Origin of the sequence: Sphingomonas sp. OTU376 (assembly GCF_038440415.1) — a bacterium.
Taxonomy (GTDB): domain Bacteria; phylum Pseudomonadota; class Alphaproteobacteria; order Sphingomonadales; family Sphingomonadaceae; genus Sphingomonas; species Sphingomonas kyeonggiensis_A.
The window spans coordinates 28,949-52,252 of record NZ_JASATQ010000032.1 but is presented as its reverse complement, the minus strand read 5'-3'; the positions used below and the strand labels follow the sequence as shown (position 1 = coordinate 52,252).

Here is a 23,304-nt window from a genome sequence, read left to right as displayed (position 1 = left end):
GTGGCGCAGCGTCTGGGCGCCGCCTATCGCGAGCTCGGCGATGCTGGTGAAGTCGTTAGCCTGGCCCAGCGCCACATTGCCGCTGCTGGTGAGCGACAGGGCGCCGCCGTGCAGCGCCGCGCCGCTCGCCTGGTTGATCGCGGAGGCGCCGCTCAGCTTGATGATGTCGCCGGTGATCGTGCCCGAATTCTGCAGGATGCTCCCGCGCGAGGTCAGGCTGACGGTATTGCCCGTGCCGCCTGCGGTGACGTCGCCGGCAAGCTTGATGTCGCCGTTGAGGTCGATGCTGATCAGGCCGTCATCGGTGCCGAGATGGCTGAAGCTGCCGATATCGACCGTGAAACCCGTGTTGACCAGGCCAATCCCGGTGCCCGCGGTGATCGACACCGAACTCGCGATCACGTCACCGGTGTTGCTCGCCTGCCCGCTGGTCTCGACGGTGAGGGTGCCGGTGGTGTTGGCCGCGAAGCCGAGATCGTTGTCGCTGCTGAGATGGATGGCGCCGCCACCGCTCGAGGTTGCCCAGAAATTGGCGAAGCCGGAGCCGACGAGCGTGATCGCGCCGGTGGCGTCCGCCGTCGTCGAAAAGGCCTTGATCGAGCCGCCATTGCTGGTGATCGCGCCGTTGGTGGTGGACAGCGTCAGGTTGCTGGTGCCGGTGTCGACCAGGCCGGTCAGCTCGATATTGCCGTTGCTGCCCAGGTAGAAATTGCCGCCGGAGACGGTCACCGCCCCCAGTTTGATGTTGCCCAGCACATCGAAGCCGGCACCGCCGCCCGCAGTCACTTCCAGCGTGCCGGCGGAAAGGTGGCCGGAGTTGGTGTTGATCGCCCCGCTAGTGCCAAGCTGGACCAAGCCAGGCGCACTGATGTCGCCGGCGATATCGAAGCCATTGCCTTCGACGAACATGATGTCGCCGCTGGCGGTGCTGAGCCCGCCCACGGTGGTGACGGTGTTGCCGACGCCGCCGCCATCGAGCCGCAGCCCGGTCGCCGCCTGCGCGATCAGCGTGTCGGCATAGATGCCGCTGCCCTGGCGGATGCTGCCGGCGTCGGAGATCAGCGTCAGCGTGCCGACGGTGATACCGTAGCTGTTATAGCGGAAGTCGCCGATCGCGCGGATCGTGACGTCCTTGCCGGTGCCCGCGGTGAGGTACGGGTCCTGGTAGCCCAGGTTGTTCGCACCACGCAGCAGCAGGTCGGTGGTCGCATGCGCTTCGAGATAATTGCTGGTGCTGATGCTGCCGCTGGCATGCTGGTCGATCGCTCCAGCCGTGGCATTGAGCGTGACGTCGTTGCCGGAGATCGTCGTGCCGGCACCCTGGCCGATCGACGTCCCGGACAGGCTGACATTGGTTCCGGCGACGACGTCGCCCGTCACCGAGAGCGCGCGGTTGGACGTGATTCCAATCATACCGCCGGCGGCCACGGCGCCCAGCGAGTCGATCGCGCCCGAAAGGCCTATCGATCCCCAGGCCGAAGCGGTGATGCGCGATGCGGCGATGGCATTGGGGCTGATGATATCGCCGTTATCGGACGTCAGGTTGAGCTGGCCACCCGCGGTGTAGCCACCGCTCGACACTGGGGTGAGGTTGATCGTGCCGGCATTGCGCAGCGTCAGGTCGCCGCCGACGTGCAGGTCCTGGAGGCTGGTGAAGCTGTTCGCGCTGCCCAGCGTCGCGGTACCGCCGCTGGTGAGCGACAGGCCACCCGTCTGGACGAAGGCGCCGTTGGTCTGGGTGATCGTGCTGTCGGCGTCGAATATGATCGCGCTTGCGGTAATGCTGCCGGAGGACTGCTGGATCGCGCCGCTCCGCGAAGTGAAGCTCGCGGTGCCGCCATTCGCCTGCACGACGCCGCCGAGCCGGAGCACGCCGTCCATCGCGAGCATGATGTTGCCGTTGGCCTGCAAGTCCCCGAACGCGGCGTCACCGCCGTCGGAGCTGAGGTTGATCGCGCCGCCCGCGGTCACGTGCAGACCTCCGGCGATCAGAGCGTTCGTGCCCGAAGACGTCGCATCGCCCCCGACGGTGAACCGCGCGCTCGAGAAGGTGTTCACCTTGAAGTCGAGATTGCCGGTCGCGTTGACCGTGATGTTCTCGCCATCGGCGGAATTGGCCGTAAGGCTGGTGAAGCTGTTGGCCCCACGCAGGTCGATCTCACCAGCGGCATTGGCGACGACGGCGCCCCCGCCCGAGATGAAGCCACCGGTCTCGCGGATCGCGCCGGTGTCCGCAGTCAGCGAGAGCTGGTTGCCGAGCAGCATCCCGAACTCGTTCGACAGCGTGATGCCGCCGGTCGCGTGGACCGTCACCGCCCCTTGGGACTGGCCGTAGCCGATATTGGCGTCGCCATTGACCTTGAACGACCCGCCGCCGCCCAGGGACAGCTCCAGGCTGCCGGCGGTGATCGAGCCAGTCGTAGTATCCATGAAACCGCGCGCGCCGAGCGTGACCTTGCCGGGCGCGCTGATCGCGCCGGTGAGGATGACCCCGTCCTCATCGCCGATATAGGCGAGATCGCCCGTGACGGTGCTGAGCGCGCCGAGCTTGTCGACCCGGTTTGCACTGAACGAATTGAAGTTGATGCCCGTCTGCGCGCTGGCGGTGAGCGTGTCCGCCGTGATCACACCGGCGAACTGCCGGACATCACCATTGTCGCTGCGCAGATCGACAGTGCCGCCCGTCGCAGTCACATCGCCGCGCAACAGGACGCCGTCAGTGCCGAGCACGCTGACCGACGGCGCGACGAGCGCGCCGCCAGAGATCCCGACGAAGCCCGAGCCGGTGCCGGAAACCGGGGCCGCCACCGCGGCGGCGCCCACGATATTGTGGTTCGCGCTAAGCACGATCGCACCGGTTTCGTCGGTTACGGCAGTCGTGGCGGTGATTGTGCCGGTGCTGAGAATATTGGCTTGCAGCCCGGACTTCGAGACCGCCGCGACGAACACGCGGTTGCCGCTGATGTCGCCGGCCAGCGAGATTGCATCGGTGCTCGAAGTGCCGGCGCCGTCCGCCACTTCGAAGCTCAGCAGGTCCATGTCGTCGGTCGAGGTCGGCCGGAAGCTGATCTGGTATTTGGACGCCGAGCCGACGAGCACGTTGCCGCCATCCTGCGCCGAGATGCTCGATCCGGCCTCGGCGGTGACCACCGGCGCCACCAGCGCGATCGCACCACCGTGGCTGGTGATCTGCGCGCCGTTCTGCACGGTGATGTTGCCGGTCCCCGCCCCGGTGAAGCCGAAGCTGGTCGAGCTGCCGTCGAGGAAGCCGCCCGCGCTGCTGTCGGTCGCACGGTCCAGCCCCGCCGTCGTGACGAGCAGGCCGCCGGTGCTCACCCGGGCATTGGCACCGATCACCACGCCATTGGCGTTGTAGATCCAGATATTGCCGCCCACCGCCCCGCCGGTGGAGCCGATCGTACCGTTCAGATTGCCATTGATCGTGCTGCCCGCGCCGCCCACGCGGTTGAGCACGATGTCGCTGCGATTGGCAAAGACGAAGTTGGCGGTGTCGCCCGAATTGATGTCGAACTTGTCCCAGTCGATCACCGTGCGCGATCCGCCCAGCGTCACCGTGGTGGTGTTGGGCACCGACTGGTCGATCGTCGGCGTCGTGCCGTTGCTCTGCGCGGGCGTGGCCCCCTGGACGAGCTGCGCTTGCGCGGGTGCCGCCCAGACCGCGGCGAGCGCGAGCGCGCCGAATGCCGAGGTGGTGAACAGGCGGCGATTGGAGCGGCGGCGGGGAGCGGACATCTATCTATTCCTCAGAAGATCGAGGCGGTGAGGCTGACGAGGAAGCGGTCGCCGGGCTTGGGCGCGCCGGGGGCCACCCGGTCGAAGGGATGCGCCCAGGCGGCATCGACCGAGAACCACGGGCCGATCTGGGCGCGGACGCCGTAGCCGGCGGAACGCAGCGTCACCTGATCGGCGCCCGGCCCGATATTGGTCAGGCGCACGGCGTCGAGGAACGCATAGGGCCGGAACACCGATCGCTTGGCGAACTGTAAGGGCGCGGTACTGATTTCGAGCGAGGAGCCCAGCGCCCGGTCGCCCGAGGCGGCCGAGGGGTCATAGCCCCGGCCGATCGAAAGCCCGCCGGCGGCGAACTCCTCATAGGAGAGCAACGGCGTGTCGGTGTACTGCCAGCTGGTCGAGAGGCTGGCGGTGATCGGGCCGAACAGCCGGGCGCCGACCGACAGGTCCGCGCGTACCACCGTCGCATCCGGACGCCCGCCGAAGCGCGAGGCGACCTTGTTGCCGAACGGCGTCGCGCCCAGGCCGTTTATGCCCTTGCGGATTTCGAGGGAGCCGGTCGCCGCTACCGAGTGCGACGCCAACTCACGCGGGGCGAGATGGCCGTCGAGCTTGGCGAAGAACACGCGCAGCTTGTCGTCGGTCAGCGTGGCGACGCCCCCCCCGAACTCGACCTTCTGGTCGATCCATTCCAAGCCGCCCGACAGGCTCAAATTGTAGCGGCGATGGCGCAGCAGCGGATAGGTCAGCCTGGCATTGCCGGCGAAGCTGTTGCCGAGCAGGTTCAACGGCTTGAGCGCCGCGCCCGGCCGCGTCCGCGCGAACGAGCCGGACAGGTCGAGCTGCAGCCCCTCCCCGCCCAACTTCACGCTCTCGGTCAGCTGGATGACGCGTTGCTCGGGGCTTGTGATCGTGCCGTAGCCGACGATGGTCGTGCGCTCGCCGAACGGGGTGAAGCTGTTGTAATCCACCCGCGCGGTAGCGAGGTCGCGCCCGATCGATTCCGAGCCGCCATTGTTCACGGAGAAGCTGGCGGTGACCGGCGTGCGCGAGATCGCGATGTCGAGGTCGACAGCTCCCTTGCCGCCCGACGCCTGCTTGAGCGAGGCCTGGACGATCACGCCGGGAATATCCGAGGCAAGCAGCAGGTAGCGCTGGGCGACGTTCAGGTCGAACGGCGTCATGCCCTTCAGCTTGTCGAGATAGCGCTCGACCTGACGCTGCGCCGGGCCGACATCGCCGTGATAACTGACCGAGGAAACATGCGCCTCGGTGACCAGCAGGACCAGCTTGCCGTCGGCGATGCGCTGCTCGGGGATCTCCACCGACGCGAGCACGCCGCGCCGCAGGTAGAGCGAGGCCACCCGGTCGCGGATGGTGCAGATCGTGGCGAGCGGCACCTGCTTGCCGATCAGGTCGGCGTAGGCGAGACGCAGCCGGTCGTCGGAGAGCGCGAGCTTGCCGTTATTGCCCTGGAACACGACGTCGGTCAGCGTCACCTGGAGGTCGCTGCCGGCAAAGGGACAAGGCCCAGCTTCCATGTCGCGGAACAACTCGCCGCGCGGCGCCGCCGGGATCGGCGTCTGCTGGGCGGGGTTGAGCTGCTGGCGGTTGGGCAGCACCTGCGCGGCCGCCGGCATGGCGAGGACCGCCGCGCCAAGTAGTAGGGATGTGGCGAGCGCCTTCCGCCCGTAAGGGAGATGCTGCACGGCAACCTTCGGCATCGCTCGGCCTTTTTTTGTCTTGAACTGGAGAACCGGGAGGCCGCTCCACCCCACGACCCGGGCGAGCGATCCTGCGCGTGAATGGTACCGCAGGGCGGATTCGGCGTCTGTCGCTACAACTAGTGACAGCAGCGGAACGACGTCGCGGAACGTCGGACTCCGCGGCCTGGACCTGCGCATCGGCTGCAGTTCCGGGCCTAAGCCACGGTGAAGAAACTCCAATTCCATCGACGCCATCCCCCCGACGCGATCCCGCGCGCACGATCCCGAGGGTGGTTGGTTAAGGAGGCCGATAGGGAGCGAATAGCTCCCATATGGGAGTATCCCTCAGACGAGTCGGAGAGTGGGGACCGACATGGCGAGGCGCACCAGATCCATCTGGCGGTGGCAGTCCGTCTTGGCCTGGATAGTCTTCAGGCGGGTGCGGGCGGTGGAGAGCTGGATGCCCAGTCGCTCCGCCGCTTCGCTCAGCGGCACGCCCGCGATGACCGCCTCTGCCAGCCTCTCTTCCGATGGCGACAAGCCGAACCGGCGCGCGATCCAGGCGACCGCGCCCGGCGGGGTATCGTCCGGATCGGAGACCACGAGGAGAACCTGCCCGGGAAGGCTGGGCAGGTTGAATTCGGCCGCACTGGAAATCGGCCACAGCATCGCGTGCAGCGCGCTTGCCCCGGCGCGGCGCGGCAACATCACCCCGCCTGGATCGTCCACCGCCCGAATCGGCGCATCCGCGCTCGCCCGGCAGGCAGCAAAGGCGGTTTCGAGCGCCCGGCTGCACTTGTCGTCGAAGCTGCGCGGTTGGCCGAACCGGTTGAGCACCAGGCAGTCGCCCCGAATGACCAACGCATCGGCGCGGCGGTTCATCGTCATCACCCGGCCGTCACGATCGAGCACGAAGGCGGCATGCATCCAGCCATCGAATACCGCCTGCTGGGCCTGGCCGGCCATGCGGCTGTCCATCAGCGTGCGCCGCAGCTTGAACGCGCGACCGAAATGCGGCGCGAGCAGGCGGAGCAGCTGCATCTGGTGGTCGCGCCGGTCCACATCATTACGGCGGTCGGCGAGGGAAAGCGAAGCCCAGCCGCCGGGGTCCCGCTCCAGCACCATGCCGGTGCCATATCGGCCAACGCCATGCGGCAGCATGAAGTCGTTATAGTGCTCGGTCCGGAACAGCTCCTCGTCGCTGATGATCGCCTCGGTCCGCACCGGCTGGCCCACGCCGTTGCGGGGCACGAAGTCGACATAGGGGCTGGTCGAGAAATGATAGGCCGAATAGTCGCGCAGCGCCGCTTCGGAGAAGTTCGCCCGGATGTTCAGCGCCGCCGAGGGAACATGGCTCTCATGGCTGAACAGCGCGACCGTGATTTCGGGATAGATCGCCTCGATACGATCGACGAGGCTCTGCCACAGGCACGGGTCGAGCGCGGCCTCGTAGATACCGCCTACCAGTTCCGCGACGAGCATCGGCGTCAGAGGGGCCGGGCTTGGCATGGACGACTCATTCTCTTGCCTGACCTGGGAAACGGAAGGTTAACCCAGCCAGGGTTCCGGAACAAATTGTAACGAGCCCGAAATATTGAGTATGTCGCTATTTATAGGGACAAGGTCGGGGCGTATCCGATGGTACAATCGCGAAAGCCGGGCGTGGCGACACGCCCATCCGATCGCCGCTCTGGCCGCGCCGCTGGAGGCGGGCCGCTTCAGGATGCCCGAATGGCCGATTCCACTCCGCCGCTGCTCAAGGTCGCGCTGGTGGAGGACGACATCGCCTTCCAGAATAGCTTCGCGGCAGCGGTGCGCAGCTCCGGTGACATGCATCTGGTCGGCATGGCGCATAATGTCGCCCAGGCGCGCAGGATGATTGCCGGCGATCCGCTCGACGTGCTGGTCGTCGATCTCGGCCTGCCCGACGGGTCCGGGATCGAGGTGATCCGTGCCGCTCATGATGCCTGGCCCGATTGCGGGATCATGGTCAGCACCACCTTCGCCGACGAGAAGCACGTCATTGCCTCGATCGAGGCGGGTGCCGCCGGCTATCTGCTCAAGGATAGCTCGGCCGAGAAGATCGCCGACGAGATCCGCGCGCTCCATGCAGGCGGCAGCCCGATCAGCCCGCGCATCGCCCGCCAGATCCTGCTGCGCTTCCGCCCCGCCGAGCCGGTACCGGCGGCTGCGGCACTGGCGGAAGTCACGCCGATCGCGAACCCGCTTTCTCCGCGCGAGCGCGAGGCCCTGGAACTGATCACCAAGGGCTTCAGCTATGACGAGATCGCCGAACTGATGCAGGTCTCGCGCAACACGGTGATGACCTTCGTCCGGCGCATCTATCAGAAGCTGGAGGTCACCTCGAAGGCCGAAGCCATCTTCGAGGCCCGCAACCATGGTATCCTCTAGGACCCTACGCGCTATCCTCGTCTATACCGGGATAGCGCTGCTGGTGCTGCTCGCCTGTTACTACGGATCGCGCCCCCGGGGAATCCACCTGACCAGTGCCGATCTGCTGGTGCAGGACACGCTGGGCTATCCGCCACCCTCGCGCACCCAGGACTGGCGCGCGCTGCCCGGCCAGTGGCAACAGGTCCCCCTCCCCCATGCCCCGCGCCCGAGGATGGTGCCGGGCTCGGGCGATGCCGGCCTGCTGCCCACCCAGACGAGCTGGTATCACTTTACCCTCGGCCCGGAGCAGGCCGCACCGGCCGGCGCCTATATCTATGTCCCACGCTGGAAGACCGATGGCGAGCTGGCCATCTATATCGACGGACGGCTCTTCTATCAGACCCACGCCAATCTCCAGTGGAATGGCTCGAATCGCCCGCTGTGGATTCCCCTCGAGGAAGCGGCCGAGAGCACGCCGCCCAAGGACATATTGATCCGCATCCGCCATGTCCGCGGCATCGGCGGAGCACTCTCCACCCTGTGGATCGGCGACTATCGCCAGCTCGGCGCCGCTTACTACATGCGCGCCTTCTTCCAGGCCGAGCTGCCCTATATCAGCTCGGCGCTGTTCCTTGCGACTGGGGTGTTCGCCTTCCTGATCTGGCTGCGTTCGCGGCGCGAAACGCTCTACCTGCTCTATGCGGTGATGACGGTCGCGACCTTCCTGCGCGTGATGCACGCCTATATGGGGGCGGACCGCCTGCCGGTGTCCGACGCGTGGTTCGGCTGGATCACGGTCAACTCCGTGGGCTGGACGGTGCTGATCACCCACCTCTTCCTGACGGCCCTCCATCACCACCATGTCCGCGTGCTGACCTGGATCATCGCCCTGATGTGCGTGGGCTTCGGCGGGATCACCCTGCCGCTGTTCGAAGGCACGACCGACGCCACGATCATCTCGCCGCTTATGTACATCACCATGGTGGCGGTCGGCTCCGTCACCTTCGCCCTTCACATCCTCTGGAGCCGCCGGGCCGGTACGCTCGAGGGTGCCGGGCTGGCGATCTGCGGCCTGCTCTCGTTCATCCTCGGCGCGCGCGACATGCTGCTCCAGAACAACATCATCAACATCGAGAGCCTGTTCGTCTCCTTCTACGCCCAGATCTCGCTGATCATCGTCTTCTGCCAGATCATGCTGAGCCGCTATCTCAAGGCGATGAAGGCGGTGGGGGAAGCGAATGTCGTGCTCGTCCGCAGCCTGGCCGAGCGCGAGGCGGAGCTCACCGCCAGCCACCAGAAACTGCGCGAGGTCGAGCGCCGCGAAGTGCTGTTCCAGGAGCGCCAGCGGCTGATGCAGGACATGCACGACGGGCTGGGCTCGTCGCTCGTCAGCACGCTGCGCATGGTCGAGCATGGCCATATCGACGAGGCCGACATCGCCCAGCTGCTCAAGGGCTGCATCGACGACCTCAAGCTCACCATCGACTCGATGGAGCCGGTGGAGACCGATCTTCTCCTCCTGCTCGGCACGCTGCGCTTCCGCCTCCAGCCTCGTCTGGAATCGACCGGCATCCGCCTGCGCTGGGACGTACGTGACGTGCCGCCGCTCGGCTGGCTCGACCAGCGCCACTCGCTCCACATCCTGCGCATCCTGCAGGAGGCCTTCACCAACGTAATCAAGCATGCCGGGGCCAGCGAGATCATCGTCACCACCGGCGTACGGGACGGATGTGTATGCGTGGGCGTGACCGACAATGGCCAGGGCTTCGACGTGGCGGCAACGGGCGCGGGCCGCGGCCTGGGTAACCAGGCGCGCCGCGCCGAGGTGATCGGCGGCCGGGTGGAGCTGCTGTCCGGACCGCAGGGTACCCGCTTTACGCTGCTGCTGCCGGTAGAGGGAGCGGCGCCGCAGCAAAGTGCCGCCGACTAAACGGAAGAAGGGGTTCCGGGCCGCAACCGCCGCTGATACCTCTGCCCCATGACCCAGACGGGATATGAAAGCCGATCGCTCCTGCGCATCGCCCGCGCCGGCGAACAGGGCCCGGCGGACCGGGACATCGCGGAGGAATGCCCGGTCGCGCTCGAATATCAGGGCATCGGCTATGCGGTGCTGATGGCGACGCCGGCCGACCTGGTCGACCTTGCCTATGGCTTCTCCCTCTCGGAGCGGCTGATCGACCGGGCCGAGCAGATCCTCGATGTCGACAGCTTCCGGGCCGAGAAAGGCTTCATCCTGCGCATCCAGCTGGCGCCAGAAGTGGCGGGCCGGATCACCGATCGCGTCCGCCACCGCGCGAGCGATTCCTCCTGCGGGCTCTGCGGAATCGAGAATCTCGAACAGGCGCTGCGCCCGCTCCCACAGGTGTCGCAGCCCTGCCTGGCGGAAGACGCCGCATGCTTCGCCGCGCTTGCGGCGCTGCCCAAGCATCAGGTGCTCAACCACGCCACCGGCTCGGCCCATGCCGCGGCCGCCTGCTCGGCGGACGGAGAGCCCTGGCTGGTCCGCGAGGATGTCGGGCGCCACAATGCCTTCGATAAGCTGATCGGCGCGATGGCCCGCGCCGGGCGCGGCTGGAACAGCGGCTTCGCCTTGCTCAGTTCACGCTGCTCCTATGAGCTGGTCGAGAAGGCTGCGCTGGCGAACTGCCCGATGCTGGCGACCATATCCGCCCCCACGACTCTGGCGATCGATCGCGCCGCCGGGGCGAGGCTGCGCCTGCGGGTGCTGGTCCGCAGCGACGCCCTGCTGGCGGCCCATCCCTAGAGTAGCGGCAGCTTGGGATAGGCCAGGAAGCGCGGCGCATCCGGCGAGACGCGGAGCCAGTGATCGGCATGCACCACACTGCTCAGGACATGCGAGCGCTGGTCGAGGCCGGTATCGATCCGCACGCGCCCTTCCGCATCGAGCATGCGCCGGCCGCGCAGGAACAGGGTGGTGCCTTCGCGCGGTTCCGCATTCGCCGAGACCAACTCAGCCGCCTCACGCGGCAAGCCGAGCATCCGCCGGACCGCCGCCATCACAAAGAAGCGGAAAGCGACGAATGCCGCCACCGGATTGCCTGGCAGGCCGAAATAGGGCCGCCCGTCAGGCAGTTTCGCGAACAGCAGCGGCTTGCCCGGGCGCATCTGGACACCGTGGAAGCATAGGATCGCGCGCCGCGCCTCCAGTCCGGCGCGGACCAGGTCGAAGTCTCCAACGGACACCCCGCCTGTCGAGATCAGGATGTCCGCGTCGCCGGATGCGAAGACCGTGTCGAGCATCGCCGTCACCGCCTCATGCGTATCTGCCATCCGCCCCTGGAATCGCACCGGCAGGCCTAGGCTTCTCGCGGTGGCAAGGATCATCGGCGCGTTGCTGTCGATGACCTTGGCCTCGCCGGAGAGCGCCGCGGAGCTTGTGGCCAATTCGCTGCCGGAGGAGACAAGCACGATCCGGGGCATGCGCCGGACCGCGAGCCGTTCGATCCCACAGGCTGCCAGCGCGCCAATCGCGTCGGCGGTAATCAGATGGCCGGCACCGATCAGTTGGCCTCCGCGTGCCATGTCCTCGCCCCGGGTACGTACGTTGCGCCATTTGTCGATCGCCCCGCGAACCCGAAGGCGCGCACCTTCTTCGCTTCGTACAATCTCGCCGAGCTCCCGCACGAGGACTGCATCGGCCCCTTCCGGAAGCGGCGCACCGGTGCTGATCGGCACCGCGTGTCCCGCCGCCAAGGCACCCGCCGCGCTGCCGGCGGGCACGGGCGCTCCCAGCGGGAGATCGACGGGGAACTCCCGGGTCGCGGCCAGGACATCGACGCTGCGTACCGCAAACCCGTCCATCGCAGAGGCTGCGAACCGGGGTACGTCCAGCGCGGCAATCGCGGGCTCGGCGGTGATACGGCCCAACGCGTCCGCTGCCGCGACGGTCTCCGAACCAAGCGGCGATACCATCCTCTCTATCATGTCCAGCGCGGCATCGACGCTCGGCCGCGGGCGCCGTTCAGCCATTGCGCCCGGCCAGTCGCGCCAGGTCTTCCGGCGTGTTCACGTTGAGGATCGGCCGCTCGAGGCTGATGCCCCGCGCGCCGAGCCGCCGCGCCCAGCCGCGCATCGAGCGATCCTCGCCGGTCAGGTGTTCGTCCAGCATCTCGGCCATCGCGACCGGCCACAGCCCGATCACCGGCGCATCCTCGACAAAGGCAGGCGCGCCCGCCGCTTCCAGCCGCGCGCGCAAGTCGGGCGGCAGCAACGGCGCATCGCACGGCACACTAAGCACTGCGTCGAAGCCCTGCGCCGCGTGCAGTGCCGCGTTGATCCCCGCCAGCGGCCCAAGCCGACCGAGGGGGCGGTCCGCCAATCCCTCCGGCCCGCACAGCAGCAGGGCATCGACCTGCGGGGCCAGCGCCTCCCGCACCCAGTCGATCAGCGCGCGCCCCTCCAGCACTGCCGCTGCCTTGTTCGATCCAAAGCGCCGCGATTCGCCCCCGGCCAGGATGGCACCCAATATCCGCACGGCTAACCCGTAACGACGCGAACCGGGATCGACTTGGCGGCGGGCGTGCCGCTGATCCTGTCGTAATGATCCAGCGGCAGCAGCGGGTTGAGCTCGGGATAATAGCCCGCCACCGCACCACGCGGCATCGCATAGTCGAGCACGGTCAGCCCCTCCACCCGCCGGGCCAAGCCGTCGCTGCTGATCGTCTCCAGCGCGATCTTCGCGCCCGCCTCGAGCCCGCGCGCGGCACGATCCTCGGCGTTCATGAACAGCACCATCCGGTCGTTGTAGACCCCGCGATAGCGGTCGGAATAGCTGTAGATCGTCGTGTTGAACTGGTCGTGCGAACGCACCGTCGCCAGCCGCAGCATCTGCGGATCGTCCACCGGCGAATCCACTTCCAGTCCCGGCAGGATGAGCATGTTCGCCTTGCCGTTCGGCGTCTTCCAGACGAGCCGGCGCGGCGCGACGTCGAGGTGGAAGCCCTTGGGATTGCGGATCTTCTCCGAGAAGGCCGCATAGATCTCCGGATAGACCTCGGCGATCTTGTCGCGGATCGCTCCATAGTCATGGATATAGCTCGCCCAGTCGACCTTCGAGGCCGGCAGCGTCGCCATCGCCATGCGGCAGACGATCTCCACCTCGGGCATGCAGTCCGGGCTCGCCGGATCGAGCACCCCGCGCGACGCGGTGACGTTCGACATCGAATCCTCGATCGTCACGAACTGCTCGCCGGCCTCGGTCTCGATACGCTCGGAACGCGCGACCACCGGCAGGATCAGCGCATCCTTGCCGTGGATCAGGTGCCCGCGATTGAGCTTGGTCGCGATCCCCACGGTCAGGTCGAGCTTGCGCATCGCGGCATAGGCGCGGTCGGTATCGGGCACCGCGCGGACGAAGTTGCCGCCCAGCCCGATGAACACCCGGGCGGTGCCGTCCAGCATTGCCTCCATCGTCTCGACGGTGTGATGGCCATGCTCGCGCGGCGGCTCGAAGCCGAACACCTCGCGCACCCGGTCGAGATAGGCCTGGCTCGGCTTCTCGTCGATGCCGACGGTGCGATCGCCCTGGACGTTGGAATGGCCGCGAATCGGAGAGATACCGGCGCCGGGCTTGCCGAAATTGCCCTTGAGCAGCAGGACATTGGCGACCTGCTGGAGCAGGCGCGACGACAGCTGATGCTGGGTCAGCCCCATGCCGTAGCAGATCATCGTCGCCTTCGACCGGATATAGACCTCGGCGCAGCGCCGGATCTGCGCTTCCTCGATCCCCGAGACGCGGACAATCTCGTCCCAGTCCTGCGCCATCACATCGGCGCGCAGTTCGTCGAGCCCGACCACATGCTCGGCCAGGAAGGCGCGGTCGAGGATCGGTTCGCCCGCATCCTCGCGCTCGAACATCACCTTCATCATGCCCTTGAGGAAGGCGAGGTCACCGCCGATGCGGATATGGACGAACTCGCTGGCGATCGGCGTCGAGCCGAAGGTCGCCATCTGCACCACGTCCTGCGGCTCGGTGAACTTGATCAGCGCGCGCTCGGGCATCGGGTTGACCACCACGATCGGCACACCGCGCTTCCGCGCCTCGACCAGGTTGGTCATCATCCGCGGCGAATTGGTGCCGGTATTCTGCCCGATGATGAAGATCGCCTCGGTATGCTCGAAATCCTCGAGGATCACCGTGCCCTTGCCCACCCCGATCGCCGGCGGCAGGCCGCGGCTGGTCGGCTCGTGGCACATGTTCGAGCAGTCCGGGAAATTGTTGGTTCCGAATTCGCGCACGAAGATCGAATAGAGGAACGCCGCCTCGTTCGGGGTGCGGCCCGAGGTATAGAATTCCGCGTGGTGCGGGCTGTCGAGCCGGCGCAGGTGATCGCCGATCAGCGCGAAGGCATCGTCCCACGATACCGGCACATAATGATCCGTCGCCGAATCATAGCGCATCGGCTCGGTCAGCCGGCCCTGCATCTCCAGCCAGTAATCGGACTGTTCGTTGAGCGCGGTGACGCTGTGCTGCGCGAAGAAATCGCGGGTGACCCGGAATTTGGTCGCCTCGTGGGCCAGCGCCTTGGCGCCGTTCTCGCAGAATTCGAGCGTCTTCTTGCACTCAGGATCGGGAAAGGCGCAGCTCGGGCATTTGAAGCCCCCGGGCTGGTTCATCGAGAGCAGCGCACGCGATCCCTTGGTGACGACACTCTGTTCGAGCAGCACCTTGGCGGTGGCCGCCGCCGCGCCCCAGCCGCCCGCGGGATGGTCGTAGCGCTTGTACCGTGGCTTGCTCTCGCCCATTCGCTTCACTCCGTCCCGCCCGGCATCGATGCTCTAGCACAGCTAGCCGATCGTGCGCGACGGAGCAGGAGAAACAAAGGTATGGGAATGTCGCGAGGAAGGAACGCGAGCCCAGCATCGCTGCGCCGGCCGCCCGGCGCGGGGCGCCTCGCGGCGCGATCACATCATGCTGGAAAACAAGGAGGGAATGGTGGAGCCGAGGGGGATCGAACCCCTGACCTTCGCAATGCCATTGCGACGCTCTCCCAGCTGAGCTACGGCCCCATTTCCTCGGGAGACGGGCCCTCTAGATGGGCCCTTCGGGTCTGGCAAGGGCCTTTTTTCGACCCTTGCCATTTTCCCGGAAATTACTGCTCTTCGTCGTCGCCGCCGGTCTCGACGCCCAGGTCGTCGTCGCCGCCCAGATCAACGTCGTCGTCCGCCGAGGGCTCCTCGTCGTCGTCGCCGATGTCCAGATCCTCGTCGCCGAGATCACCGTCCTCGGTCTCGGGCTTCTCGCCGTCCTTCTTGACCATCTCGAAGGGAAGCGGCTGCTTCGACTTCAGGATGGGCTCCGGATCCCATGCAAAGCCGCAGTTGATGCAGGTGACGGGTTCGTCCTTGGTCAGATCATAGAAGCGCGTACCGCACTTCGGGCACGCGCGCTTGGTGCCCCATTCCGGCTTCACCATGTGTTGCCTCTTCGCCTTTCAAAATCTCGGATTTCGGGATGTTGTCCCGGAAAGTGGGGCGCGCCTTGCCATGCCGCAAGGGCGCTGTCAAAGCCGCGCGTTATGTCTACCGCCACGCCCCGCCCGCTCGCCGTCTCCTCCCGTGGTCCGCTGAAGGGCCGAGTCACCGTTCCCGGCGACAAGTCGATCAGCCATCGCTCGCTGATGTTCTCGGCGCTCGCGGTCGGCGAAAGCAGGGTCGAAGGGCTGCTCGAGGGCGAGGATGTGCTGGCCACCGCGGCGGCGATGCGCGCGATGGGCGCGACGATCACGCGCGGCGAAGACGGCGTGTGGACGGTCAACGGAGTCGGAGTCGGCGGACTGCTCCAGCCCGAGGGTGCGCTCGACATGGGCAATTCGGGCACCTCGACGCGCCTGCTGATGGGGCTCGTGGCCAGCCATCCGATCACCGTGACCTTCACCGGCGACGCATCGCTCTCCAGCCGCCCGATGGGTCGCGCGATCGAGCCGCTCAGCCAGATGGGCGCCGAGATCACGGCCAGCCCGGGCGGCCGGCTCCCCTTGATGTTGCGGGGCATCAATCCCGCGGTGCCGATCACCTACACCCTTCCCGTCGCCTCCGCCCAGGTGAAGTCGGCCGTGCTGCTCGCCGGCCTCAACACCCCGGGCATCACCCGCGTCATCGAGCCGGTGCCGACTCGCGACCATAGCGAGCGCATGCTCAAGGGCTTCGGCGCCGAGCTGACCGTCGAGGACAGCCCCGAGGGCAAGATCATCTCGATTCGCGGCGAGGCGGAACTCAAGCCGCAGCACATCGTCGTGCCGGGGGATCCTTCCTCGGCAGGCTTCTGGATGGTCGCCGCCTCGATCGTGCCGGGCTCGGACATCACCATCGCCAATGTCTGCATGAACCCGACGCGCACCGGCCTGATCCAGGCCCTGCGCATGATGGGCGCGTCGATCGAGGCGGTCGATTCGCGCGAAGTCGGCGGCGAGCCGGTCGCCGACCTGCGTGTCCGCCATGCCCCGCTCAAGGCCATCGAGGTCCCGCCCGAGCTCGCCCCGAGCATGATCGACGAATATCCGATCCTGTTCGTCGCCGCCTCGGTCGCGGAGGGCCGCACCGTGGCGCGCGGCGCGCATGAGCTGCGCGTCAAGGAATCGGACCGGATCGCGACGATGCGCGCCGCGCTCGAAGCCAATGGCGTGGTGCTCGAGGAGTTTGACGACGGCCTGGCGATCACCGGCACCGGCGGCGCGCCGATCCCGGGTGGCGGCGCGGCGGTCTCGAAGCTCGACCACCGCATCGCGATGAGCATGACCGTCGCTGGCCTGGCCGCCGCCGCGCCGATCGCCATCGACGATGTCGCGCCGGTCCAGACCAGCTATCCCGCATTCTTCGACGTGCTGGACAGCCTGACCGCATGACCCCGATCGGCCGCCGCGCTTTCCTCGGCGGCCTCGCCGCCGGCGCGATCACCCTGCCCGCCTGGGCACGGATTGCCGGCAGCGATATCCGGTTCACGCCGGACCGGGAGCTGATGGTCCCGGTCGAGGGCGGCAGCGTCTATGTCCGGATCAACGGTGACCCCAAGGGCCCGCGCCCGCCGCTGATCTACGCGCATGGCGGCCCCGGCGGCGACCATTCGGGGCTCCTGCCCCTCACCGCGCTCGCCGGCGAGCGTGCGGTGATCCTGTGGGACCAGCTCGACAGCGGCCGCTCGGACGCCCCGCTCGATCCGAAGAACTGGCGGGTCGAGCGCTTCGTCGACGAGATCGACCGGATCCGCGACGCGCTCGGCATCACCCGCTGGCATGTCGGCGGCGGCAGCTGGGGCGGCACGCTCGCGATCGAATATGGCGCCCGCCGGCGGCCCGGCACCGCCAGCCTGATCGTCCAGTCCCCACTGGTCTCGACAAGAAGCTGGATCGCCGACGCCAATCTGCTCCGCGCGCGGATGCCGGCCGAAGTCCGCTCCACGCTGGAGAAGTGCGACACCGCCGCCCCGCCCCCGGAAGCGACCTGCGAGGCCGCGACCTGGGACTTCTACCGCCGCCACGTGATCCGCTCGAAGCGCGCCGACGGCATCGCCGAATACCGTGCCAGGGCACCGCGCGACGCCGGCGATACGCTCTACAACCGGATGTGGGGCAAGGCCGAGTTCGTCTCGACCGGCACGCTGCGCGACTATGACGGCGAGCCGCTGCTCGGGAAGCTGGATGGCCCCAGGACATTGTTCGTCTGCGGCGAATATGACGAGGCCCGGCCCGAGACCGTCGCGAAGTTCGCCGCGCGGGCGCCCGGCGCCACCTTCAAGGAAGTGATGGGGTCGGCCCATTCGATCCTGTCGGATCAACCCGAGGCCTATCTTGCCCTGCTGCGCGACTGGATGTCGCGTCACGACGGTATTTGATGCCGATTCATGTCCGAATCGCTTGACGCCGCGCCCGCGTGCCGCGAACGCTCGGGCATATGATCATCGCAGTCGACGGACCGGCAGCCTCTGGTAAGGGCACCATCGCGCGCGCCCTCGCGCAGCATTACGGGCTGCCGCATCTCGATACCGGGCTGCTCTATCGCGCCGTCGCCGCCACCGTGCTGCGCGAGGATCTCGATCCGTCGAAGGAAGCCGATGCCGTCTCGGCCTGCAGCTTCGAGGATTATCTGCTCGACGATCCCTGGCTGCGCACCGACGAGGTGGGCAAGGTCGCCTCGGTCGTGTCGGCGCACCCGCTGGTCCGCGCCGCGCTGCTCAATCGGCAGAAGAAATTCGCCCGCCAGCCCGGCGGCGCGGTGCTCGACGGGCGCGACATCGGCACGGTGATCGCACCGGACGCCAATGTGAAGCTGTTCGTCAAGGCGACCCCGATGATCCGCGCCCAGCGCCGCCATCTCGAGCTGCGCAAGAACGGCGTGCTCACCAGCCTCGACAAGGTGCTCAGCGACATCCGCGCCCGTGACGAGCGCGATTCCAAGCGTAGCGAGGCGCCGATGCTCCAGGCGCCGGACGCGGCCCTGCTCGACACCAGCTTCCTCTCGATCGACGCCGCCGTGCAGCGCGCGATCGCGATCGTCGAGAGCAAGACCAACTCGACCGCCTGAGACCGCGCGATTCTGGTTAACGCCTTTATAACCATGACTGCTCAGTATTGTCCCGGAGGAACCCCGGGGGATTACCATGCAGATGACGGTGCGCGCGTTCGAGATCGCAGAGCTGCTCGACCAGGCGCCTGACGGGATCGAAGTCCTGTCGCTCGATTGCTTCGACACGCTGATCTGGCGCAACACCCATGCGCCGACCGACGTGTTCGCCGATATCGAGTTCACCGGCGGCGGCGTCGAGCCGCGCATGTGGGCGGAATCGCATGCCCGCAAGCGCGCCTATCTGCGTACCGGCGCCCGCGAAGTGGGCCTCACCGACATCTATCGCGAAATGCTGGGCAATGCCGACGACGCCGAGATCGAGGCCGCGATCGGCCGCGAGCTGGCGATCGAGGCCAATCACGCCTTCGCCTTCGCTCCCACCGTCGCGCTGATGCGCGAGGCCAAGCGCCGTGGGCTCAAGCTGATCCTCGTCTCCGACATGTACCTGACCGAGGCCCAGCTGCGTGCGCACGTCGCCGGTGCCGCGGGCGACGATGTGCTGGCGCTGGTCGACCAGGTTTTCGTCTCCAATGCCTATGGCGAGGGCAAGCGCGACGGGCTGTTCCCGCACGTGCTCGAGGCGCTCGGCGTCTCGCCCGACAAGATCCTGCATGTCGGCGACAATCGCGCCGCCGATTATGATTCCGCGATCGAGCATGGCCTGCATGCCGCGCATCTCGTCCAGTTCGACGCCGATGCCGCCGCGCGGCTGCGCATGGAGGCGGCGACCGCGCTGATGCTCGATCCGCAATGCGGCATCACTCGCCCCGTCGCCCAGCCCCACCGCGCCCAGATCGCGATGCGCCGCTCGGACGATCCTGCCTATATGCTCGGGCACGACATTGTCGGCCCGGGCCTCGCCACCTTCGCGCACTGGCTCAAGAACGAACTGGACGAAGCCAGCGCCAAGGCCGGCAAGCCCGTCCGCCCGCTGTTCGTGATGCGCGACGGCTATCTGCCCTGGAAGGTATTCGACGCGCTCTATCCGGAGATGGGCGCCAGCACGGTCGAGATCAGCCGCTTCGTCGCGCTGCGCGGCAGCATCGCCGACGAGAAGTTCCTCGACCATTATCTCGAGGAATGGACCGAGCGCCTGCCGGTCCGCTCGCTGGCGCGCCAGCTGATGCTGTTCAGCCACGAATATGCCAAATACGACAAGGCGACGGATGCCGACGCGGCCAAGGTGGAGCGCGAGGCGTTCGTGAAGTGGGTGCGCAAGGATCGCGACATCCAGCGCAAGATCTTCACCCGCCGCAACGCCTTCCTCAAGAAGATCGTCGCGCATCTCTCCGCCGCCGGCGTCGAGCGGGGCGATGCGGTGATGCTGGTCGATATCGGCTATAACGGCACGGTCCAGAACCTGCTGACCCCGATCCTCGCCGAGGCGATGAACGTCAGCGTCAGTGGCCGCTACATCTTCCTGCGCGAGAAGCGCCAGTCGGGCCTCGACAAGCGCGGCATGATCGATGTCCGCAACTTCGACTATCGCACGCTGCATGCGCTGTCGCGCTCGATCGTGGTGCTCGAGCAGCTCTGCAATGTCGAACAGGGCTCGACGATCGACTTCGATGCCGATGGCACGCCGGTGCGCGAGAAGACCGATGCCAAGGCCGCGAGCAACGCCACCCGCGGCGTGGTCCAGGCCGCGTGTCTCGACTTCGTCTCGGAAGCCGCCGGCCCCAGCCGCGTGCGCGCGCCCCGCGCCGACGACCTGGACAGCCGCTGCCGCGCCGCCGCCGCCAGCTTCGCGCGCCTGTTCTTCCTGCCCAATGCCGGCGAAGTCGGCGTCTTCGAGAGCTTCGATTTCGACTATAACATGGGCAGCGCCGCGTCGGTGACCCTGGTCGACAAGGGGCGCGGCCGGCATGGCCTGCGCCGTCGCGGCCTCACCTTCTACAACGATCAGCTGCCCCAGTTCATGTCGGCGGAGCTTCAGGCCCAGGGCCTGCCGGTCAGCCTCGCCAACTTCACCGCCTCGCGCTTCAAGCTCGATCTGCGCTCCACCGATTTCGAGGTCGGCGGCATCAAGGTGCCGGTGATCCTGGCCGGTGCCGCGCAGCAGGGGGTGATGGACTTCACGGCCTGGCCGACGGCCGAAGGCTATTATCACGTCCGCGTGCCGGTCGGCCCGCAGCGGCCGGTGGTCGCGGTGCAGCTCGGCCAGATCTGCGAATGGGTCCAGGTCGAGGAGTTCGGCTTCATGCCGCTCGAGGACATGTGGGACGGCAAGACCGCGTCCACCGTTCCCGCCCAGGCGACCGCGGACGCGATGGAGCAGATGAGCCCGGGCCTGTTCCGCGCTGGTCCCACCGGCGTGCTGATCGCAGCCCCGCCGGCGGGCACCGAGCCCATGGTATTGTCGCTGGTGTTCCGCCCCGTCGTCGCCCGCAAGGCAGCAGCGGAGCTGCGCGTGGCGGCCTGACCGGCCGCCCTCGCACTAGCGCCGGAGTTCCACCTCGCCTTCGCCCGGCTCGGTGAAGCCGCGCAGGATCTGCAGCATGCCTTCGGTGCCGAACAGCTGGTAGAGCGTGTTCAATCCCTGGGCGAGATCGCCGCCGAACTGGAAGGAGAAGCGGTCCATCCCGCACTCCGCCATTTCCACCGGTCCGCCGGAATAGTGCAGCCGAACGTCCTTGAAGCTGCAATTCCGGTAGGTATTGCCGTCCAGCGTTACCGTAACCCCTTCAAAATGCTCGTTCTCGTATACCATCTCGAATCCTTGCAACCTGGCCCCAAAGCCCGCACGTCGCATCCCGGCCGCTTCTCCGCAATGCTTGCGGATAAGGGCTGTTTCCGCTAAGGCGCGCGCGTCCGGCGGGCAGTGCCCGCGGAGGAAGGCGCGGAGAGTTGACTCTCACGCGCCCTTTTCGCTTTCACCGGCGGCTAGTCCTTCCTCCGCTTGCTCCTGCGCGACGGATGCCGCGATCGGCGATCGGCCGCCGCGGCGACTCTGGCCCAAAGACCGCCGGATCCAACCGGCTGGCCGGAAAAACATTGTTAGGAACTGAAACCCTTATGGCCACTACGGCAAATCCGAGCCGCGACGATTTCGCGGCTCTCCTCGAACAGACCCTCGGTCAGGCAGACGGCTTCGAAGGCCGCGTCGTGATCGGCACCGTCACCGGCATCGAGAACGACCTCGCGGTCATCGACGTCGGCCTCAAGTCCGAAGGCCGCGTGCCGCTGCGCGAATTCGCCGCGCCGGGCCAGAAGGCTGACCTCAAGGTCGGCGACGAAGTCGAAGTCTATGTCGATCGCGTCGAGAACGCGAACGGCGAAGCGATGCTCAGCCGCGACCGCGCCCGCCGCGAAGCCGCCTGGGACAAGCTGGAAGCCGAGTTCGCCAAGTCGGCTCGCGTCGAGGGCGTGATCTTCGGCCGCGTCAAGGGCGGCTTCACCGTCGACCTCTCGGGCGCAGTGGCCTTCCTCCCCGGCTCGCAGGTCGATATCCGCCCGGTGCGCGACGTCACCCCGCTGATGGACATCCCGCAGCCCTTCCAGATCCTCAAGATGGACCGCAAGCGCGGCAACATCGTCGTGTCGCGCCGCGCCGTGCTCGAAGAGACCCGCGCCGAGCAGCGTTCGGGCCTCATCCAGAGCCTGGCCGAAGGCCAGATCATCGACGGCGTCGTCAAGAACATCACCGATTACGGTGCGTTCGTTGACCTGGGCGGCATCGACGGCCTGCTGCACGTCACCGACCTGAGCTACAAGCGCGTCAACCACCCGTCGGAGATGCTGAACATCGGCGACACGGTGAAGGTGCAGATCATCCGCATCAACCGCGACACCCAGCGCATCTCGCTCGGCATGAAGCAGCTCGAGAGCGATCCGTGGGATGGCGCCGGCGCCAAGTACCCGGTCGGCGCGAAGCTGTCGGGCCGCGTGACCAACATCACCGAATATGGTGCGTTCGTCGAGCTGGAGCCGGGCATCGAAGGCCTGGTCCACGTCTCGGAGATGAGCTGGACCAAGAAGAACGTGCACCCGGGCAAGATCGTCTCGACCTCGCAGGAAGTCGAAGTCGTGGTGCTCGAGGTGGACGCCGAGAAGCGCCGCATCTCGCTCGGCCTCAAGCAGGCCCAGGGCAATCCGTGGGAAGCCTTCGCCGCTGCCCACCCGGTCGGCACCGAAGTCGAGGGCGAAGTCAAGAACGCCACCGAGTTCGGCCTGTTCATCGGCCTGGACAACGACGTCGACGGCATGGTCCACATGTCGGACATCGCCTGGGGCATCTCGGGTGAGGACGCGCTCAACCTGCACCGCAAGGGCGAGGTCGTTAAGGCCATCGTTCTCGCCGTGGAGCCGGACAAGGAGCGCATCTCGCTCGGCATGAAGCAGCTCGAGCGTGGTGGCGTTGCCGCTGCCGGTTCGACCGCCTCGGCCGATCGCCTCAACAAGAACCAGGTCGTCACCGTGGTCATCCTCGAAGTCCGCGACGCGGGCCTCGAAGTGCAGGTTGGCGAAGACGGCGCGACCGGCTTCATCAAGCGCACCGACCTCGGCCGCGACCGCGACGAGCAGCGTCCGGAGCGTTTCGCTGTCGGCCAGAAGCTCGACGCGATGGTCACCGGCTTCGATCGTTCGAAGAAGCCGACCTTCTCGGTCAAGGCGATGCAGATCGCCGAAGAGAAGCAGGCTGTTGCGCAGTACGGCTCGTCCGATTCGGGCGCGTCGCTGGGCGACATTCTCGGCGAGGCCCTCAAGGCCCGCAACGAGAAGAACTAAGACCTTTCGGAACGGGGAGCGGCAAAACCGCTCCCCGTTTTCGATTATTCCCGATTATCATAGGTTAATAAGCAATCTTCGCCTTGATGAAGATTGCTGAACGGGGCTAGAGAGTCCGTAAGGGATTGGTGTTCGCACGGAA

Annotated in this window: 16 protein-coding genes and 1 tRNA gene; 8 read left to right on the top strand and 9 right to left on the bottom strand. The window is 67.1% G+C overall.

Annotated elements, in window-relative coordinates:
- From AAHM44_RS14460 to AAHM44_RS14450, 3 genes are all read right to left on the bottom strand, one after another.
- Window positions 1-3,753: beta strand repeat-containing protein (locus AAHM44_RS14460; protein WP_342250418.1), on the bottom strand; the 3,753-nt coding region annotated here is incomplete at its 3' end.
- Window positions 3,754-3,764: 11 nt separating this feature from the next.
- Window positions 3,765-5,477, bottom strand: a complete 1,713-nt coding sequence (locus AAHM44_RS14455) for a ShlB/FhaC/HecB family hemolysin secretion/activation protein (protein WP_342250417.1) — start codon at window positions 5,475-5,477, stop codon at window positions 3,765-3,767.
- Window positions 5,478-5,804: 327 nt separating this feature from the next.
- Window positions 5,805-6,968, bottom strand: a complete 1,164-nt coding sequence (locus AAHM44_RS14450; RefSeq protein WP_342250416.1) for a helix-turn-helix transcriptional regulator — start codon at window positions 6,966-6,968, stop codon at window positions 5,805-5,807.
- 222 nt (window positions 6,969-7,190) lie between these two features.
- Between AAHM44_RS14450 and AAHM44_RS14445 the strand changes: the two genes are divergently transcribed.
- From AAHM44_RS14445 to fdhD, 3 genes are read left to right on the top strand one after another with little or no spacing between them, the layout of a single operon-like run.
- On the top strand, window positions 7,191-7,871 hold the full coding sequence (locus AAHM44_RS14445; RefSeq protein ID WP_269574505.1) for a response regulator transcription factor: 681 nt from the start codon (window positions 7,191-7,193) through the stop codon (window positions 7,869-7,871).
- Window positions 7,858-9,783 (top strand): sensor histidine kinase, encoded by a 1,926-nt coding sequence (locus AAHM44_RS14440; RefSeq protein ID WP_342250415.1) that lies wholly within the window; start codon window positions 7,858-7,860, stop codon window positions 9,781-9,783. Before AAHM44_RS14445 ends, AAHM44_RS14440 begins: the two co-directional genes overlap by 14 nt.
- Before the next feature lie 48 nt (window positions 9,784-9,831).
- Window positions 9,832-10,617, top strand: a complete 786-nt coding sequence (fdhD, locus tag AAHM44_RS14435; protein ID WP_342250414.1) for a formate dehydrogenase accessory sulfurtransferase FdhD — start codon at window positions 9,832-9,834, stop codon at window positions 10,615-10,617.
- Here fdhD and AAHM44_RS14430 read toward each other — a convergent pair.
- From AAHM44_RS14430 to AAHM44_RS14410, 5 genes are all read right to left on the bottom strand, one after another.
- Complete coding sequence (locus AAHM44_RS14430) at window positions 10,614-11,843, bottom strand: molybdopterin molybdotransferase MoeA (RefSeq protein ID WP_342250413.1); 1,230 nt, start codon at window positions 11,841-11,843, stop codon at window positions 10,614-10,616. The two genes, fdhD and AAHM44_RS14430, sit on opposite strands and share 4 nt — an antisense overlap.
- Window positions 11,836-12,348, bottom strand: coding sequence for a molybdenum cofactor guanylyltransferase (gene mobA, locus AAHM44_RS14425; RefSeq protein WP_269574501.1), 513 nt, complete (start codon window positions 12,346-12,348; stop codon window positions 11,836-11,838). Before mobA ends, AAHM44_RS14430 begins: the two co-directional genes overlap by 8 nt.
- A gap of 2 nt (window positions 12,349-12,350) precedes the next feature.
- The gene (locus AAHM44_RS14420) at window positions 12,351-14,618 is read right to left on the bottom strand and encodes an FdhF/YdeP family oxidoreductase (protein ID WP_342250412.1); all 2,268 of its coding nucleotides are present in this window, start codon (window positions 14,616-14,618) and stop codon (window positions 12,351-12,353) included.
- 188 nt (window positions 14,619-14,806) lie between these two features.
- A tRNA-Ala gene (locus AAHM44_RS14415) sits at window positions 14,807-14,882 on the bottom strand.
- 83 nt (window positions 14,883-14,965) lie between these two features.
- Window positions 14,966-15,289 carry a TIGR02300 family protein gene (locus AAHM44_RS14410; protein WP_184169439.1) on the bottom strand — a complete coding sequence of 108 codons (324 nt, stop codon included), beginning with the start codon at window positions 15,287-15,289 and terminating at the stop codon, window positions 14,966-14,968.
- A gap of 102 nt (window positions 15,290-15,391) precedes the next feature.
- Between AAHM44_RS14410 and aroA the strand changes: the two genes are divergently transcribed.
- The 4 genes from aroA (at window position 15,392) to AAHM44_RS14390 (ending at window position 20,856) form a co-directional block, all read left to right on the top strand.
- On the top strand, window positions 15,392-16,717 hold the full coding sequence (gene aroA, locus AAHM44_RS14405) for a 3-phosphoshikimate 1-carboxyvinyltransferase (RefSeq protein WP_269574499.1): 1,326 nt from the start codon (window positions 15,392-15,394) through the stop codon (window positions 16,715-16,717).
- Window positions 16,714-17,703, top strand: a complete 990-nt coding sequence (locus AAHM44_RS14400; RefSeq protein ID WP_342250411.1) for a proline iminopeptidase-family hydrolase — start codon at window positions 16,714-16,716, stop codon at window positions 17,701-17,703. The genes aroA and AAHM44_RS14400 overlap by 4 nt, the downstream gene beginning before the upstream one ends.
- 59 nt (window positions 17,704-17,762) lie before the next feature.
- Window positions 17,763-18,392, top strand: coding sequence for a (d)CMP kinase (locus tag AAHM44_RS14395; protein ID WP_342250410.1), 630 nt, complete (start codon window positions 17,763-17,765; stop codon window positions 18,390-18,392).
- Between the two features lie 82 nt (window positions 18,393-18,474).
- On the top strand, window positions 18,475-20,856 hold the full coding sequence (locus AAHM44_RS14390) for an HAD family hydrolase (protein ID WP_342250409.1): 2,382 nt from the start codon (window positions 18,475-18,477) through the stop codon (window positions 20,854-20,856).
- Between the two features lie 15 nt (window positions 20,857-20,871).
- Here the strand turns inward: AAHM44_RS14390 and AAHM44_RS14385 are convergent, their stop codons facing one another.
- A complete protein-coding gene (locus AAHM44_RS14385) occupies window positions 20,872-21,144 on the bottom strand; it encodes a hypothetical protein (RefSeq protein WP_184169449.1) in 273 nt (90 codons plus the stop codon).
- Window positions 21,145-21,449: 305 nt separating this feature from the next.
- On the opposite strand from AAHM44_RS14385, the gene rpsA reads away from it, so the two are divergent.
- Window positions 21,450-23,162, top strand: a complete 1,713-nt coding sequence (gene rpsA, locus AAHM44_RS14380; RefSeq protein WP_184169451.1) for a 30S ribosomal protein S1 — start codon at window positions 21,450-21,452, stop codon at window positions 23,160-23,162.
- The last annotated feature ends 142 nt before the right edge of the window (window positions 23,163-23,304 follow it).